Below are 17164 nucleotides of genomic sequence, written 5' to 3' on the forward strand. Positions count from 1 at the left end.
TAGCAAACTGGGGAGAAGCTATCAATACGTTGCATCTTACGATGCATCATCAACAGGATGTCCTACAGGATGAGGACGGGCGGCACTTTACCAAAAGCAAGCGTAAAAATACAAGCATATTATCGATATTCGAAGCGAATTGACGAACCTCTAACGATTTAATACAAACTGCTGTTTAATTTAACTTTTTTTTAACCTGCAAGCTAAAAGAAAAGCGCCTATTGGCGCTTTTAAATAATTCTTTTTAACTGTTGTGTTTACCTAAGACAAGGCATCCTTGGCATACCAAATTAGTGCGCTTGTTCCCAGTTATCACCTTCGTCAGCTTCAACTATAAGTGGTACATCTAGCTGTGCCGCTTGTGACATCAGCTCACAAATTTGCTGAGTGTATTGCTCTGTGCACTCTGTTTTAATCTCAAATACCAATTCATCGTGTACCTGCATAAGTAGCTTAACCGTATTAGGCGCTTGCTGATTAACCCATGCATGTACTGTTAACATGGCTTTTTTAATAATATCAGCAGCAGTGCCTTGCATAGGGGCATTAATTGCTGCGCGCTCAGCGCCTTTGCGGCGTGCTCCATTGCGGGCATTTATTTCTGGTAAATGTAAACGGCGGCCAAAAATAGTTTCTACGTAACCATTTTCTGCTGCTTTTTCACGGGTTGTTTCCATGTATTCTAAAACACCTGGGAAACGCTCAAAATATTTATCAATATAATGCTGCGCTTCATGGCGTGGTACATCAAGTTGACGTGCCAAACCAAATGCCGACATGCCATAAATTAAGCCAAAGTTAACGGCTTTAGCTTTACGGCGCATATCAGATGTAACCTCTTCAAGCTCAACTCCAAATACCTCAGCAGCTGTAGCGCTATGCACATCTAAGCCATTTGCAAAGGCATTGAGCAAGCCTTTATCTTGTGAAAGATGCGCCATAATACGCAGCTCTATTTGGCTGTAATCGGCCGCCACAATTTTATATCCATCGGCAGCAATAAAGGCTTCACGAATACGGCGCCCTTCTTCTGAGCGAATAGGAATATTTTGTAGGTTAGGATCGCTTGAACTTAATCGACCCGTTGCTGTTACCGCTTGATGATAAGAAGTATGCACACGCTTGGTTTGCTCATTCACGATCAGTGGCAATTTATCTGTGTAAGTTGATTTAAGCTTAGATAAACCGCGATGCTCAATAATCACTTTAGGCAATGGGTAATCGTGTGCTAATTCTTGCAGTACTTCTTCTGCTGTAGAAGGCGCGCCTTTGGGTGTTTTTTTGATAACGGGCAATTCTAGCTTTTCAAATAACAGTACTTGTAATTGCTTTGGCGAGCTTAAGTTAAACGGTTCGCCTGCGATTTCAAACGCTTCTTTTTCAAGCTCAAGTAACCGTTCACCTAAGCGTTGGCTATGCGTGGCCAACATATTGCTGTCGATAGCAACACCGGTGCGCTCAATGTCAGAAATAACGCTTACTAGTGGCATTTCTATATTTTCAAATACCGATTTAAGCTTTTCATCCGCTTCAAGTTTCGGCCATAGTACTTGGTGTAAACGCAAAGTAATATCGGCATCTTCTGCGGCATAAGGCGCCGCTTTTTCAAGTTCAATTTGATTGAACGTGAGCTGCTTTTTACCTTTACCAGCAATGTCTTCAAAGCTAATATTTTTGTGGCCTAAATATTTAAGTGCTAATGAGTCCATATCATGACGAGTACCTACGCTGTTAAAAACGTAAGACTCCAACATAGTATCAAACTTAATACCATTTAATTCATAGCCAGCATTGGCAAGCACACTTTTATCATATTTTAAATTTTGACCAACTTTAGCTTTATTTTCGTCAGCTAATATTGGCCCAAGCTTTTGCATCACAAATTCAAGGCTTAGCTGTTCAGGCGCACCTGGGTAATCATGTGCAACCGGTAAGTAGGCGGCTTCCCCTGCTTTTACTGCGAAACTCATACCTACCAACTGCGCTTTCATATACTCTAAACTGGTTGTTTCAGTATCAAAAGCAAATAGCTCTGCTTCATTGAGCTGCTCTATCAATGTATTAAATTGGGCCTCAGTTAAAATCGTTTCATAGTGCGCATCTTCAACTTTTGGCAACTCATTCTCTTGGGTTGGGACCGCTAAATGTGTGTCAGCATCTTTTGGATTGTCTAGTAATTCAGCTAACCAGCGACGGAATTCACACTCACCGTATAAGGCAATTAATTCGTCTTTATTCGGTGTTTGCAATTTAAAAGTATCAAGATCAGATTCAACCTCCACATCACACTTAATAGTGGCAAGTTCATAGCTTAATGGTAAATGATCAATCGCTTTTGCAAGCTTTTCACCTATTTTACCTTTGATATCAGCAGCATTATCAATTACGCCCTGAAGCGATCCGTACTTTTGTAACCATTTAACTGCAGTTTTAGGCCCGCACCCTTCAACACCAGGAATATTATCTACTTTATCGCCCATTAAGGCTAAATAATCGATAATAAGATCAGGTCCAACACCAAACTTTTCAACCACAGTGTCGGGATCTGAAATACTGTCGGTCATGGTATTGATCAAAGTAACATGCTCATTAACCAACTGCGCCATATCTTTATCGCCAGTTGATACTAATACATGGCGTTGTTGCTCAGAAGCAATGCGCGCAAATGTACCAATCACGTCATCGGCTTCTACACCTTCAATACTAATTAATGGAAAGCCCATCGCTTTAATAATGCTATGTAGCGGCGCTATTTGGGTACGCAGATCATCAGGCATTGGCGGACGATTCGCTTTATACTCGCTGTACATGTCATTTCTAAAAGTTTTACCTTTGGCATCAAACACCACCACCATATGTGAGGGATCGTATTGTTTGATCAAACTTTTCAACATGTTTACCACGCCATAAATGGCGCCAGTGGCTTCACCTTTAGAATTAGTTAAATGAGGTGGAGAATGATAAGCACGAAACAAATATGAAGAGCCATCAACAAGAATAAGCGGGTTTTCGGGGATCTGAGCCATGGTAAAATTGGATCCTAAATACAAAAAAGTAATATAAGTATAAGCATGCCATAAGGCAGTAAATAAAACGACTGTGAATTAATGTGATTAAGAGCGCTACATTTTTAGCAACTTGTGGATAACTATGTAGATAACACCCACAAACTATCCATCCGAAACATAGTAAAATGCTTAGATTAGTTTGTAATTTATTGTTTTGTTTAAAAAAAGATAATTCGAGGTTCTTTTTTATTATTCTTCTATCAATGTGGAAAAGGCATTTAAACCGTTACTGGTGTTGTAACCCACTTTGATTATTTACGTCCATTTAAATAACTGGATGAGCATTCTAGCATAATGGATCAAAGATCATAGCGATCCTTTATAATTTTTTTTACCCTTACTAGTTATCAAATGGCATATAGCGCATAACAACTTACTTTGCGGCTAAAAAACCAGCAAATAAATTTTTAGATAGGCTGATTCGTCGTGTTAAACTTTATTAAAATGACTTCAATGGAGCAAAATAATATGAAAAATATAGCGGTAATTTTAGCAGGTTGTGGCGTATTTGATGGCAGTGAAATTAATGAAGTAGTGCTTACTTTATTACACATTGAAAAAAACAACGCGAAATATCAGTGTTTTGCGCCCGATATTACGCAGTACCATACTCTTAATCACATTACTGGTGAAGAAATGGCAGAGTCGCGTAATGTATTAGTAGAATCGGCTCGAATCACCCGTGGCAATATAAAGTCACTCGCTGAATTAGACATTACACAATTTGACGCTTTAATTATTCCTGGCGGCTTTGGTGTAGCTAAAAACTTATCTGACTTTGCTATTAATGGCACTAACGCGAAAGTAAATGACGAAGTACTGAGCGCTTGTAAAGCATTTGCAAAAGCAAATAAAGCCACCGGTTATATGTGTATTGCACCCGCTTTATTGCCATTCATTTATAATAAACCACAGCTCACTATTGGTAATGATAGCGACACGGCCGATGCTTTAACCACATTAGGCGCTGAGCATATTGAGTGTAAAGTGGATGATATTGTTATTGATAAAAATAATAAGCTGGTTACAACACCTGCTTATATGTTGGCACAATCAATTATGGATGCCGATGCAGGAATCGAAAAACTAGTACGTAACGTATTGGCTATGAGTTAGTCGTAAGGATTCTGATCGCATTTAGATGTCTAATGATCCCGTTTTATTTTGGTAATTTATTGAGTTAAGACAATCATTAGTCGTATTTATAAATAAAATCGACTCTGAGCATTTTATAAATCACTGAGTGGAGTTATAATTGGTCTAAATTCCGTCATTTAAAATCGTGATTGATCACGTTCAAATTGAAGTGGGCAAGGCAAAATGAAAAAACTATCAGCTGCAGCATTACTTGTGCTAGCAACCACCGCATACGCACAGCCATATGATAACTCTATGACTGAAGATGCAATTAAAAAACGTTTAGCGCCTATTGGTGCTGTTTACCTTGAAGGTGAGAAAGTAGCGGTTGCTGCACCAACAGGTCCTCGTTCAGGCGAGCAAGTATATCAAGCAGCCTGTTTTGCTTGTCACGGCACAGGTGCTCTAGGCGCTCCTAAATCAGCTGACGATTGGGCTCCTCGTATCGCTAAAGGAAAAGACACCTTATTAGATCATGCGATCAATGGCTTTAATGCCATGCCACCGCGTGGAACGTGTATGGATTGTTCTGATGATGAAATAAGCGCAGCAATCGATTTCATGACCGCTAACTAAAATTAGCCAAGTCAAAATGCTTTAAATAAAAGGTTTACGTTTTAGTAAGCCTTTTTTGTTTCTAATTCATGAGTTTTAGCTACATAATTAAGAAAAATATCTACTTGACGCAAAATGTTAAAAGTGGAACTATAATGCTTAATAACTATACAAAAAATTATAACTGGTTAAACATCATTGGAAGATAAACTTATTGTACCTAATAGCGTAGTGCGCCAAAATAAACGACTAAAAGCACTATTAAAAAAGTACAAACATGCCTACCACCTCCACAATGCCCTGATACAATTATCAGAGCAAGCAAGTACTGTTGCCGAGCTAACCTTACTTTACCCTGCTATTCATGACATTTTACAAAAGTATGTTCCGAGTAAAAGCTTTTATGTGGTGCTGGTTGATCCCCAGTCACAACAGTTAGAATTATCTTATTTTTCTGATGAAAAAGATGGCATTGCAGTACCACTTAATCGAGATAATAATTTTGAAGAAGGCGCAACGGGTTATGTCTTCAAGCAAGGGAAAACCACTTACTTTACCAAACAGCAAATGCATGATGCTGCCCAGCAAGGCTTATTTAAAGCATTGGGTACACCTGCAGAACACTGGGTAGGCGTTCCTGTTTATCAAGAAAGAAACATTATTGGTGTGTTAGCCGCGCAAAGTTACGACACAGAACAAGGTTACAGTTCGCAACAAATAAACCTGCTTGAGGCCATGTCACTCTATTTAGCCACCGCAATTGAACGGGTTAAAAAACGAGAGTTACTCGAATCAGAAGTAAAATTAAGAACCCGAGCATTAACGCAAAGTAATGACGCTTTAAATGTTGAAATACAACAGCGAAAAGGTGCCCTACAACGCCAGCAAATATTATTCAAAATTTCAGAGCTGACAACCCAAGCCAAAAATTTAGATGATGCTTATTTTCAAATACACGAAATAATAAAAACCATTACTTACGCAAAAAACCTTTATATTGCCTTGTATGATAAAGAATCAGGTTGGATCAGTTTTCCCTACAGTGTCGATGAATTCCAAGGCAGCACTCAACCACGGCGCTTTGCAAAAGGCTACAGTGAACTGGTTATAAGCACCGAAGAAACACAAATAATTCATCCGAAAAGAGCTCAAGAGTTATTAAATAGTGGCATTGTAGAGCGTGAAAAACCAATTGATGAATCCAAGAGAGCCACCAGCTGGCTAGGCGCTCCGCTAAAAACTTCGCAAGGCGTTATAGGGTTAATTGTTTGCCAAGCTTATAATAATGAACACCTTTTTACACATGATGATGCAGAGCTAATCACCTTTGTATCGCATCAAATTGCCACGGTATTACAAACAAAATTAGCTTCACAGGCACTAAAAAAGAGCCACCAAGAACTTGCCTCACGAGTTAATGAAAAAACTAAAGAATTGAGCCAAGCAAATTTACATTTGCAAATGCAAATTGATGAACGTAAAAAAATAGAACAACAGCTTTATCACGATGCTCACCATGACTCACTAACAGGCTTACCAAATCGGAATTTATTTTTAACTCAACTAGAAAAAACCCTGCAATATTATCAACGCAATCCAAATGAGCACTTTGCTGTATTGTTTATTGACCTTGATAAGTTTAAAGATATCAATGATCAGCTCGGGCACCATGCCGGTGATGAGTTTTTAATTAGTGTTAGTAAACTATTCTCACAATGTATTCGTGAACATGATTTATTAGCGCGTTTAGGCGGAGATGAGTTCGTAGTATTACTAACCCATTTAACTGAGCCAAACCAGGCAGAGGATGTTGCCAATCGCATAATTAAAATTATGCAAAAGCCATTTTGTACTAAAGGCGTGTGTGTACAAAGTGGCGCCAGTATTGGGATTACCTATTCAAAGCAAAGCTATAAACATACCGATGAAATCATTCGCGACGCCGATGCAGCTATGTATTATGCTAAAAATTCAGGTAAAAACCGCTTCGAGTTATTTCATCCACTGCTCACTGAGCCTATGTTGCAACATGAGTCACAAGTATTGCATCATCTTGATGTATTACCTATGACGTTTCGTAGCTCAGATATTATAACCTTAGATGAGCATTATCAGTGTGCATCGTTATTAGAGGCTTTTGGTGAACACCCAGTCCTTGGCTTTACCAGTTTTGATATTTTAAAGAAATTTGCGAATGATAAAGAACAACATACCAAAGTTGAACTACAACTCATCCAACAAGCTTATCAACAAGCACAAAATGCAGAAATAGCCGTTGCGCTATTGCCTTGCTCCAGTTTACTGTTAGAAGAGCATGAATTTTCTTTACTAAAAGCTACACTAAAACAACCGGTAAACAATGAACAGCTTTGCTTGTTGTTTGATGAGCAGGAGCTGCGTTATGCCAGCGCACAGCAATTAGAGAACTTAAAACAGCTTAAAAAACTCGGTCATTCGATTGGCTTAAACAATTTCGCAAAAGACAAATGCGAGCTTAATTTGGTGACTGAAGTAGAGTGTGATTATTTACTCCTTAGCTCCACCTTCAGTAAACGAGTATTACAACAAGAAAGCTACGATTTACAGTTGCAGGGGGTGTTGGCTATTACTAAGCTTAAACAGATAAAAGTGATAGCTAAAGGCCCATCAATATTAAACTTTAGAGCTCTTTTGGATAAACACGGCATAAACCTATTCGTTGCTAAACAGCACCCACTAACCAGCGCTATACCAGCTACACTTAAAAACTCAGAATTAAAATAGCGCTAAACACACCTTATTGTGGCTTTTTCAGCATTGCTCTTAAATTTGCAACCCGAGCTTGGCCTTTTTCCATACGTTCAGCTTGGGTGTTAGGCGCTTTTTTGTTTTCAAAGGCTAAGTCATCTTGCGGTAACTCTTGCACAAATCGACTGAGCTCTGTTTGTGATGTTTCACCAAACTGACGGCGGATTTTAGCATAGGTTAAAGTCAGCTCTTGTTGCGCGCGGGTAATACCTACATAGGCAAGGCGGCGCTCTTCATCCACATTATCTTCATCAATGCTTACTTGGTGTGGCAACAACCCTTCTTCCATACCGACCATAAATACATAGGGGTACTCGAGTCCTTTTGAGGCATGCAAAGTTAATAATTGCACGGCATCAGCTTCATCTTCTTCTTCGTTTCGCTCTAGCATGTCCCGAAGGGTCAATTTACTAACTACTTCAGCCAGTGTCATTGGCGGATTATCGGCATCGCCTGTTAACATGTCTGTTATCCAGCGATACAGCTCGGACACATTTTTCATCCGCATTTCAGCGGCTTTGGCACTAGGCGATGATTCATACAAGTAAGCTTCGTAATTAATATTACGCACTAAATCCTTCACCGCCTCCAGTGTATCACTGCGCACTGCGTTATCTGAAAGCTCAACCACCCACCGGGCAAACCCAGCTAGTGCATTTAAACCACGTCCTTTTAGTCTGTATCCTAAGTCGTTATCAAAGCAGGTCGCAAATAAGCTTTGGTGTTTTTCATTAGCTAAGGTGCCAAGCTTTTCAAGCGTGACTGTACCAATTTCACGACGTGGGGTATTCACAATTCTTAAAAAAGCATTGTCATCATCTTGATTCACTAAAAGACGTAAGTAAGCCATGATATCTTTAATTTCAGAACGTGAAAAAAACGACATTCCACCACTAATTTTATACGGGATTCGGTTACTCATTAACGACTTTTCAAAGCCCCGCGCTTGGTGGTTACCCCGGTACAAAATAGCGTAATCTTTATAGCTGGTGCGTTTCATAAATTTATGAGAAATAATCTCTGCGACCACACGTTCTGATTCATGTTCTTCATCGCGACAGCCAATGACTTTAATTTGCTCACCATAGCCCAACTCACTAAAGAGCTTTTTTTCAAACTCATGGGGGTTATTTGCAATTAAGATATTGGCCGCTTTAAGAATGCGCCCAGCACTACGATAGTTCTGTTCTAGTTTTATTAATCGAAGCCCAGGGTAATCTTTACTTAATAACACCAAGTTTTGTGGACGAGCACCACGCCAAGAGTAAATTGACTGATCGTCATCTCCCACCACAGTAAAGCGTGCTCGTTCGCCTACCAGCAATTTCACTAATTGATATTGGCTGGTATTGGTATCTTGATATTCATCCACCAGTAAATAACGAAAACGCTGCTGCCATCGCTCACGTGATGTGGCATTACTACTTAAAAGCAGCGTGGGGATCATAATTAAATCATCAAAATCCAGCGCGTTATACGCTCTTAATTGATTTTGGTAACGCGCATACAACTGAGCAAACAATGCCTTTTGCGGCTCTCTGGCTTCGCGAATAGCTTGCTCTGGTAAAATAAGCTCATTCTTCCAACTACCAATTTGCATTTTTAGCAGGTTCAGTAAGTCTTTGTCTTTTTTAAGCTCGTCTTCGGTTAAATCACCGAGTAATTGATTCGTATCTTGGTCGTCAAACAACGAAAAACCGGGTTTAAAACCCAGTGTTTTTAACTCTTTTTTAATGATTTCAAGCCCAAGCGTATGAAAGGTAGACACCCATAAACCTTTAGACTCTTGTTTGCCTAAGGTTTGCAAAACCCGCTCGCGCATTTCTTTAGCCGCTTTATTGGTAAAGGTAACCGCCGCAATATTACGCGCTTGATACTCACATTTTTGTACTAAGTAAGCAATTTTGTTGGTGATAACTCGCGTTTTACCCGAGCCTGCGCCGGCTAATACTAAGCAAGGACCACTAATGTACTTTACCGCTTCATCTTGTTTAGGATTGAGTTTCATAACGACCAGCTGATTGCAAAAAGACGGGCAATTTTAACGTAATCACTACAATACGCCTAGCCAATAAGGTAATATTAGTTATTATCATTTTAGGCAACAGGCAAGGGACGACTATGATTAACCCAGCAAAACTTGAAGAAATTGCGAAACAGATCACTAATAACATGCCACAAGGTGTAAAAAACCTGGCTGACACACTTGAAGGTAAAACTAAGCAAGTGTTACAAAATAAGCTTGCCGAAATGGACTTTGTAAGCCGTGAAGAGTTTGATATTCAAAGCCAAGTGCTGATCCGCACACGTGAAAAGCTAACTGAATTAGAAGCAAAAGTGGCAATACTTGAACAGCAATTATCGGCAAAAACAGACGCTGAATAATAAATATAACGCCATAGACGAACCTGCTTTATGGCGCTAATCACTCAGTTATTCAAATAGCTCGTCCAGCACATAATAACCCGTTGCTTGTTGCTGCTCTATGCTTACCCTCAGCAATTTATTAGCTACTTGCTCACCGGTAATGGGTCTATACCGTTTGAGGATACCAAAACGCGTTAGCAGTGGAAGTACCACCTCACCTAGCTTTTCTGCAATTCTAAGCTCTGAACGCTCTCCAACTAATAAAGACGGTTGCAATATACTCAAGCGTGCAAAGCCAAGCTGCTTCACCTGCTGCTCAAGCTCTCCTTTTATTTTTAAATAACGGCTCATACTATGCGCATTTGCGCCACTTGACGATACCAAACAATAATGCGGAACAGCGTTATTGGCCGCCATTTGCGCACAAATAAATTGGTATTCAAAATCAACTTTACGTTGTGCAGCCACACTGCCCGCTTGCTTTAATGTGGTCCCTAAGCAAGAAAAGAATACGTCACCTTTGAACAATTCAACATAATGCGTCAAATTTTCAAAATCAATAACATGGCTAATTAATTTAGGGTGGGAAAAGTCTAATTGGCGGCGCGATAAACTCACTACCTGCGAATAGCTAGAAGATGCTAACAGCTGTTGTAATAACTGGCTGCCAACTAAGCCAGTACTGCCGATTATTAGCGCCGTTTTGGCCATATTAAAGGTGACTGTCCGCAGATTTATTTAGTACATGGTGTACTGCTTTTTTATAGCTTTCACACTCTTCTTCGGCACAACTAACTACCGATTCTAAGTCATGCAAATGACCATTTTCTAAGCCATATACCCAACCATGAACCGTGAGTTCCTGGCCTCTTAACCATGCATCTTGAACAATGCTAGTGCGAGATACGTTACGCACTTGCTCAATCACATTAAGCTCTATTAAACGATCCAGGCGTTGTTTTTCTGGCAGAGCATTAAGTTGCTCTAGGTGTTTTTCTTTTACATCACCAACGTGGCGCAGCCAGTTATCAATAAAGCCAAAGCGGTCCTCGTTTAGTACCGCTTGCACACCACCACAACCGTAGTGGCCAACAACCATAATATGTTTTACTTTTAATACTTCGACCGCGTACTGCATAACCGATAAACAATTATGATCGGTATGTACAACCACGTTGGCAACATTACGGTGCACAAATAACTCACCCGGTAATAAATCAACAATTTGATTAGCTGGCACCCGTGAATCAGAGCAACCTATCCATAAGTATTCTGGGTTTTGTTGCATCGATAAAATTTTGAAAAATTCAGGGTTCGCTTCGCTCGTTCTAGATGCCCAGCGTTTATTATTTTCTAGTAAGTTATTTAAATTTCTCATTACATCTCTTTTAGGTTGAGGGCGTTTTTAAACTGGCTAAAATTAAAATATTACGGGGTGTTAATTGCTTCTCACAAAATGTATTAACACTGACGTCATAGCCTTGCTGCTGCAAATATAAAGCACGATCGAGCACAAGCCAAACTTCTATTGCTCTTCTAAACACATGTCGAACCAGTTCAACTCGCTCTGTTACTTTTTTTCGCGCCTGCCCAATCAATAAAAACTTATTGTAATCAATATCTTTTGGCAGTTTTAAGGCTTTTTTGTCTGCCGCCCAGTTACAAAATGCTGCAAACGAATCTGAAAATATCGCTTTATTCACTGAAGGGACGCTGACATACCCTAACTCACCAGTAAGTGACTTTCTTAAGGCATCAAACCCGAGTCGCCACTCCACTTCTGTTTTTCGCACTTTGCCTACTCGCGAAGGAGCTGTAACAGTTTCTTGCAGGGCGAGCTTTAAATCTCTGTGAGTTAAGTTTAATCGACTTTGCTGAGCATGCTCGCTCATCGCTTGGTAATTATTATCAGTGAATAAATGATAGCAACAAGGTGAAAAGCTAATTTGTGGTACTTTTGCTGCACTGGCTTGATGCATAAAAGTTTGGTGTAACGCACCGCAGGCATGCAAAGCGACGGCATGAGTGTGTGGGCTAAAAAAATCCTGAATGTTATCCTTAAGTACATCGGCTTGGCTAAATTGTATTGCAAGTCCCTGCTGCTGTGCACTTTTTTTCCCTTGTTCACACAAATGAGATTGTAGCTCAACGCTGTGTACACTCTGCGCACCATTAAAAGCTAACATTCGCCCTAAATGGCCTTTACCTGCACACCACTCTAATACAGGCTGATTACTAGTGGGCAATGCGCCAACAAAATCTTGTAGCTGAGTAAACTTTCGACCTTTAATACCATTACTGATCCAAAACGGGTATTCCTTCCGAGTATTGGTAATGGCAGGCAATGACACTAATCGGCTAAGTTGCTCAACAGCAGGAATATAGGATGAAAAAAACTGATAGAGCTGTTCTTGATCAGAGTCTAATTCAGCAACCGCCTGATCGGATAAAGCGCTCAAAGGAGCATGTAATTCAGGCCAAGGTAAAGCGTCAAAATCAAATGCAGTACACTGCCAATACAAGCGAGTATTCATTAGCAAAGAGTCGAGGGCAGAAAATTGCTCAGTTAAGGTCATAACAGCTTAGGATATAAAAAAGACGCTTAATTATACCAGCACAATAGCACCTAATTAAGCTGTTATTTTTTTAACCTCGCAGAGCAAGGGAATTGCTTAACCTTATACCCGCTTTTGTTTAGCCGATTTCAGTATTAAACGTAAATACAGAGGGATAGAAATAATGCTTATTATAATAGCCGCAATCAGCATCCAAGAAAGCTGCAGTGTTTCTTGCTTTTTATATTTATAAATAAAATCAGCTTTTACTTCATCAAACTTTGTTTGATCAATCTCATATAAGTCAGCAATTAAACGCCATTTAGCCATCGACATATTACCCACAGTAGTACTCGGTGGAGCAATATAGTCTTTAAGTACCTCAGCCTCATATGCCAGTTGATGAAAACTGCGTTCAGGCGCATAAAACTGTTGGGTTATGGCAATGGCTTCATCCATATTCATTACCGCGTAGCGCCACCCTTTTAAACTTGCTTGATAAAACTTTTCTACCGTATCGGGGTGATACTTAACCATACTATCGCTGGTAAATAAAATATCCGCGTATACATCCATCCCATAACGTTGTGGACATATAAGTCTATGAGCAACCCCTTGCTGATCCATATGATAAGGTAGGTCGGTAACATACACTTCTATCGCATCTAATTTATTTTCCATCCATGCTTGTTGTAATTCATCGCCTTTGTAAACAGCCAGTTTTTCGGTATCAATACCACTGCGCTTAAGCATAGTTAGTAACTCAGAATTACTCTCTTTGCTGACTTCACTTACACGCTTGTTAATAAAATCACGAGCATGAAAAATATCTGAAGTTTCTTTTACCATCCAACAGTAAGGAGAAAACTGTAATATGGCAGCCATGGCTACAAAGGGTTCACCGGCAATACGGCGTTCTAATATACCTGAATGTGCTACACCAAATTGCGCCTCTCCTCGCTCTACCGCACCAAAACTATTTGGCCGTTTTGGATCGGCAGGAACTATATTGACGTCTAAACCGGCCTCATTATAAAAGCCTTTTTGTTTGGCCATATAATAGCCAGCGAATTGAAATTGGTGCGTCCACTTTAATTGTAACGTGACTGATTCCTGCGCCATTAACTGGCTACAAAAAAAGCAGGTGCTAATTATTATTCCTTTAAGTAGCAAAGCAGGCTTCCATAAACATGATAATTAATTATAACTATATGTAAAACAGCTAATAAAGCAAGCATCGGGATAAGATGCTTGCTTAGGATAGAGTTAGGCTAGAGCGATTTTTTCAAGCTTTTCTGCTTGAGGTTGGGTAGTTAAAAACTGAGTAAAACAGGGGTTATCGGTTTCGTCTTGGACACTGTAACCTAGCCGATTTAAGTGCTCATTAAACATCTCATATTGGCTTGGTTCAATAGCAAAGCCTGCTAATACATTCCCCATTGACCCGCCATGATTGCGGTAGTGAAATAAAGTGATATTCCAGTTACTACCCAGCGTATCTAAAAAGCGCGCCAATGCGCCTGGGTACTCTGGAAACTCAAACCTTAGTAAGCGTTCATGTAACTGCTCTGGCGCTTTACCGCCAACCATATAGCGTACATGCAGCTTTGCTAATTCGTTATCTGACAAATCGCAAAAGGTATATTTGTTATCTGTTAGACTTTGTTTAAGCTCTTCAAGTTCTGCTAACCCTTGACGTAGCGCAATACCAACAAAAATTTGCGCCTCGCCAGGCCCCGCATAACGATAGTTAAACTCAGTAATGGCACGCCCACCTAAAGATGTACAAAACTGCTTAAAACTACCGCGCTTTTCATCAATGGTCACGGCTAATAAAGCTTCGTTTTTCTCACCCAACGCAGTGCGCTCAGCCACATAACGTAAGCGATCAAAGTTTAAATTAGCACCAGACAAAATAGCGGCTAAATTTAACCCCTTTAAACCCGACTGCTGAGACCACTTTTTAAGCCCTGCAGTTGCAAGCGCTCCTGAAGGCTCAGCTATAGCACGGGTTGATACAAAAATATCTTGCATGGCTGCACATATTTCATCGTCTGATACGGTAACTACTTCATCACAAAACTTTTGTGCCAGTCTGAAGGTTTCGCTACCAATTATTTTAACGGCAACACCATCGGCAAAACTGCCAACGCGATCGAGCTCTACCGGCTCGCCTGCTGCTAAAGCAGCTTTTAAGCAGGCGCTTTCATTCGCCTCAACCCCTATCACTTTGATATCGGGGCGCAGCGACTTAATGTATACCGCCATACCTGCCAGCAATCCGCCGCCGCCAACAGGAATAAATACCACATCTAAATCGTTGAGCTGTTGCATTAATTCTCGGGCAACCGTACCTTGACCAACAATCACATCAGGGTCATCAAATGGCGGAACAAATACGCCGTTTCGCTGCTCAGTTAATTCCAGCGCATACGCTTTTGCGGCATCAAATTGATGGCCATGCAATACGACTTCACCACCCAATGCCCTTACCGCATTCACCTTTATTTCAGGTGTGGTCACGGGCATCACAATGGTGGCTTTGTGCCCTAAGTGTGAGGCACTTAGTGCCACACCCTGGGCATGGTTACCTGCGGATGCGGTGATCACAACCGAGCCTTTAGGCAGCTTATTTAATTTATTAAAAGCACCGCGTAATTTAAACGAGTACACGGGTTGCTGGTCTTCACGTTTTAACCAAACATGATTACCTAATCGTGCACTCAATTCGGCCATTTCACTTACCTCAGTCACCTTGGCTAAAGGCTCCATATTGGCTTGGATAATCGCGCGAAAATAATCGAGTTCTTGAGAAACCATACCTAGCTAAGCTCCTCCAGTTTGGCTAAATCGCGAACTGCACCTTTATCTGCGCTGGTTGCAAGTAGCGCATACGCTTTAAGCGCAGATGATACATAACGATCACGATTAAGCGGTTTATACGCTTGTTTACCACGAGCCAGTTGTTTTTGCTTGCGAGCTTCAAGCTCTTCATCGCTTAGCGCCAGCGTTATTTCTCGAGTGGCAATATCGATGATAATTTTATCGCCGTTTTCAACATAAGCAATTGCGCCACCGCTGGCAGCTTCCGGCGATACGTGGCCAATCGATAGACCCGACGTGCCACCTGAAAAACGCCCATCAGTAATTAATGCACATTGCTCTGCCAAACCTTTTGATTTTAAATAGCTAGTTGGGTATAGCATTTCTTGCATACCAGGGCCGCCTTTAGGCCCTTCATAGCGAATAACCACCACGTCGCCGGCTTTTACTTCGCCATTTAAAATCCCTTCTACAGAGTCATCTTGTGATTCGTATACCACAGCAGTACCTTCAAAGTGCAGCATTTCATCAACAACACCCGCACTTTTAACGATACAGCCATCTATTGCTAAATTACCTGAAAGTACGGCAAGACCGCCATCTTGACGAAATGCATGTTCTACACTGCGAATACAACCGTTTTCACGGTCGTTATCACCCTCATCCCAACGACAATCTTGGCTCATTGCTTTAGTGGTACGAATACCTGCAGGGCCAGCACGATAAAACTTTTGCGCAGCTTCGTTATTCGGATCGGTTGCATCCCACTTTTTAACCAGTTCACCCATTGTCATACCAGCAACATGGTTAACCGATAAATCAACTAACCCTGCCTTTCCAAGCTCGCGAACTATCGCCATCATGCCACCAGCACGGTGTACGTCTTCAATGTGGTATTGCGCTGTAGCTGGAGCAACTTTACATAAAAACGGGGTTTTACGTGAAAGTTCATCAATATGTGACATATCAAAATCAACGCCGGCTTCTTGTGCCGCTGCGAGTAAATGCAATACCGTATTTGATGAACCGCCCATAGCAATATCAACCACCATAGAGTTCATAAATGCGGTTTTATTAGCGATAGCACGAGGCAGTACGTCTTGGTTATCTTTTTGATAGTACTCACGGCATAAATCAACGATACGTGCACCCGCTTCAACATATAGTTGTTTGCGGTCTTTATGGGTCGCAAGCGTGGTCCCGTTACCAGGCAGCGCAAGGCCAATTGCTTCTAATAAACAGTTCATAGAATTGGCGGTAAACATCCCTGAACACGACCCACAGGTAGGGCATGCAGATCGCTCAACTTGCTCCGAGTCGGCATCACTTACCGATTCATCAGCGCCTTTAACCATAGCATCAACCAAATCGAGCTTAATATCGATATTCGCTAATTTGGTTTTACCTGCTTCCATTGGGCCGCCCGATACAAAAATAACGGGTATATTTAAACGCAGCGCCGCTAACATCATTCCAGGGGTGATTTTGTCGCAGTTAGAAATACAAATCATCGCATCGGCACAATGGCCGTTCACCATATACTCTACTGAGTCGGCAATTAAATCGCGCGATGGCAGTGAATAAAGCATACCGCCGTGACCCATGGCAATACCGTCATCGATAGCAATGGTATTAAATTCTTTTGGTACACCACCGGCCTGAGTAATGGTTTCAGCCATCAGTTCACTAAGCTGATTAAGATGCACATGCCCCGGTACAAATTGCGTAAATGAGTTCACAACAGCAATAATTGGCTTACCAAAGTCGGTATCAGTCATGCCTGTTGCACGCCATAATGCTCTTGCGCCTGCGCGTTTACGCCCTTCAGTGGTAGTTGCACTTCTTAATTTAGCCATAGTTACCTCAGTGTTT

12 protein-coding genes are annotated in these 17164 nt (G+C 41.0%); 4 read left to right on the forward strand and 8 right to left on the reverse strand.

Features of this window, described 5'->3' with window-relative positions; translation table 11 throughout:
• Positions 1-290 precede the first annotated feature (290 nt).
• On the reverse strand, positions 291-3026 hold the full coding sequence (polA, locus tag CWB76_RS09945; protein WP_109875472.1) for a DNA polymerase I: 2736 nt from the start codon (positions 3024-3026) through the stop codon (positions 291-293).
• 510 nt (positions 3027-3536) lie between these two features.
• Between polA and elbB the strand changes: the two genes are divergently transcribed.
• From elbB to CWB76_RS09960, 3 genes are all read left to right on the forward strand, one after another.
• On the forward strand, positions 3537-4184 hold the full coding sequence (gene elbB / locus CWB76_RS09950) for an isoprenoid biosynthesis glyoxalase ElbB (protein WP_171039614.1): 648 nt from the start codon (positions 3537-3539) through the stop codon (positions 4182-4184).
• A gap of 204 nt (positions 4185-4388) precedes the next feature.
• Entirely contained in the window at positions 4389-4781 is a 393-nt protein-coding gene (locus CWB76_RS09955) for a c-type cytochrome (protein ID WP_008112730.1), read from the forward strand.
• Between the two features lie 177 nt (positions 4782-4958).
• Complete coding sequence (locus CWB76_RS09960) at positions 4959-7523, forward strand: bifunctional diguanylate cyclase/phosphodiesterase (protein ID WP_138607240.1); 2565 nt, start codon at positions 4959-4961, stop codon at positions 7521-7523.
• A gap of 13 nt (positions 7524-7536) precedes the next feature.
• Here the strand turns inward: CWB76_RS09960 and rep are convergent, their stop codons facing one another.
• Positions 7537-9555 carry a DNA helicase Rep gene (gene rep / locus CWB76_RS09965; RefSeq protein ID WP_010390360.1) on the reverse strand — a complete coding sequence of 673 codons (2019 nt, stop codon included), beginning with the start codon at positions 9553-9555 and terminating at the stop codon, positions 7537-7539.
• A gap of 113 nt (positions 9556-9668) precedes the next feature.
• Here rep and ubiK point away from each other — a divergent pair, with 113 nt between their 5' ends.
• Positions 9669-9932, forward strand: coding sequence for a ubiquinone biosynthesis accessory factor UbiK (gene ubiK, locus CWB76_RS09970; RefSeq protein ID WP_008112735.1), 264 nt, complete (start codon positions 9669-9671; stop codon positions 9930-9932).
• Between the two features lie 48 nt (positions 9933-9980).
• Here the strand turns inward: ubiK and CWB76_RS09975 are convergent, their stop codons facing one another.
• From CWB76_RS09975 to ilvD, 6 genes are all read right to left on the reverse strand, one after another.
• Positions 9981-10625, reverse strand: a complete 645-nt coding sequence (locus CWB76_RS09975; RefSeq protein ID WP_138607242.1) for a Rossmann-fold NAD(P)-binding domain-containing protein — start codon at positions 10623-10625, stop codon at positions 9981-9983.
• Between the two features lies 1 nt (position 10626).
• Entirely contained in the window at positions 10627-11292 is a 666-nt protein-coding gene (gene can, locus CWB76_RS09980) for a carbonate dehydratase (RefSeq protein WP_008112739.1), read from the reverse strand.
• A 10-nt stretch (positions 11293-11302) separates the two neighbouring features.
• Positions 11303-12490, reverse strand: a complete 1188-nt coding sequence (locus CWB76_RS09985; RefSeq protein WP_138607244.1) for a methyltransferase — start codon at positions 12488-12490, stop codon at positions 11303-11305.
• Positions 12491-12592: 102 nt separating this feature from the next.
• A complete protein-coding gene (locus CWB76_RS09990; protein ID WP_138607246.1) occupies positions 12593-13591 on the reverse strand; it encodes an ABC transporter substrate-binding protein in 999 nt (332 codons plus the stop codon).
• 144 nt (positions 13592-13735) lie between these two features.
• Positions 13736-15289 carry a threonine ammonia-lyase, biosynthetic gene (gene ilvA / locus CWB76_RS09995; RefSeq protein WP_075169505.1) on the reverse strand — a complete coding sequence of 518 codons (1554 nt, stop codon included), beginning with the start codon at positions 15287-15289 and terminating at the stop codon, positions 13736-13738.
• A 2-nt stretch (positions 15290-15291) separates the two neighbouring features.
• On the reverse strand, positions 15292-17148 hold the full coding sequence (ilvD, locus tag CWB76_RS10000; RefSeq protein ID WP_109875496.1) for a dihydroxy-acid dehydratase: 1857 nt from the start codon (positions 17146-17148) through the stop codon (positions 15292-15294).
• Positions 17149-17164 lie beyond the last annotated feature (16 nt).

The organism is Pseudoalteromonas sp. S1609 (assembly GCF_005887255.1).
Lineage (GTDB): Bacteria > Pseudomonadota > Gammaproteobacteria > Enterobacterales > Alteromonadaceae > Pseudoalteromonas.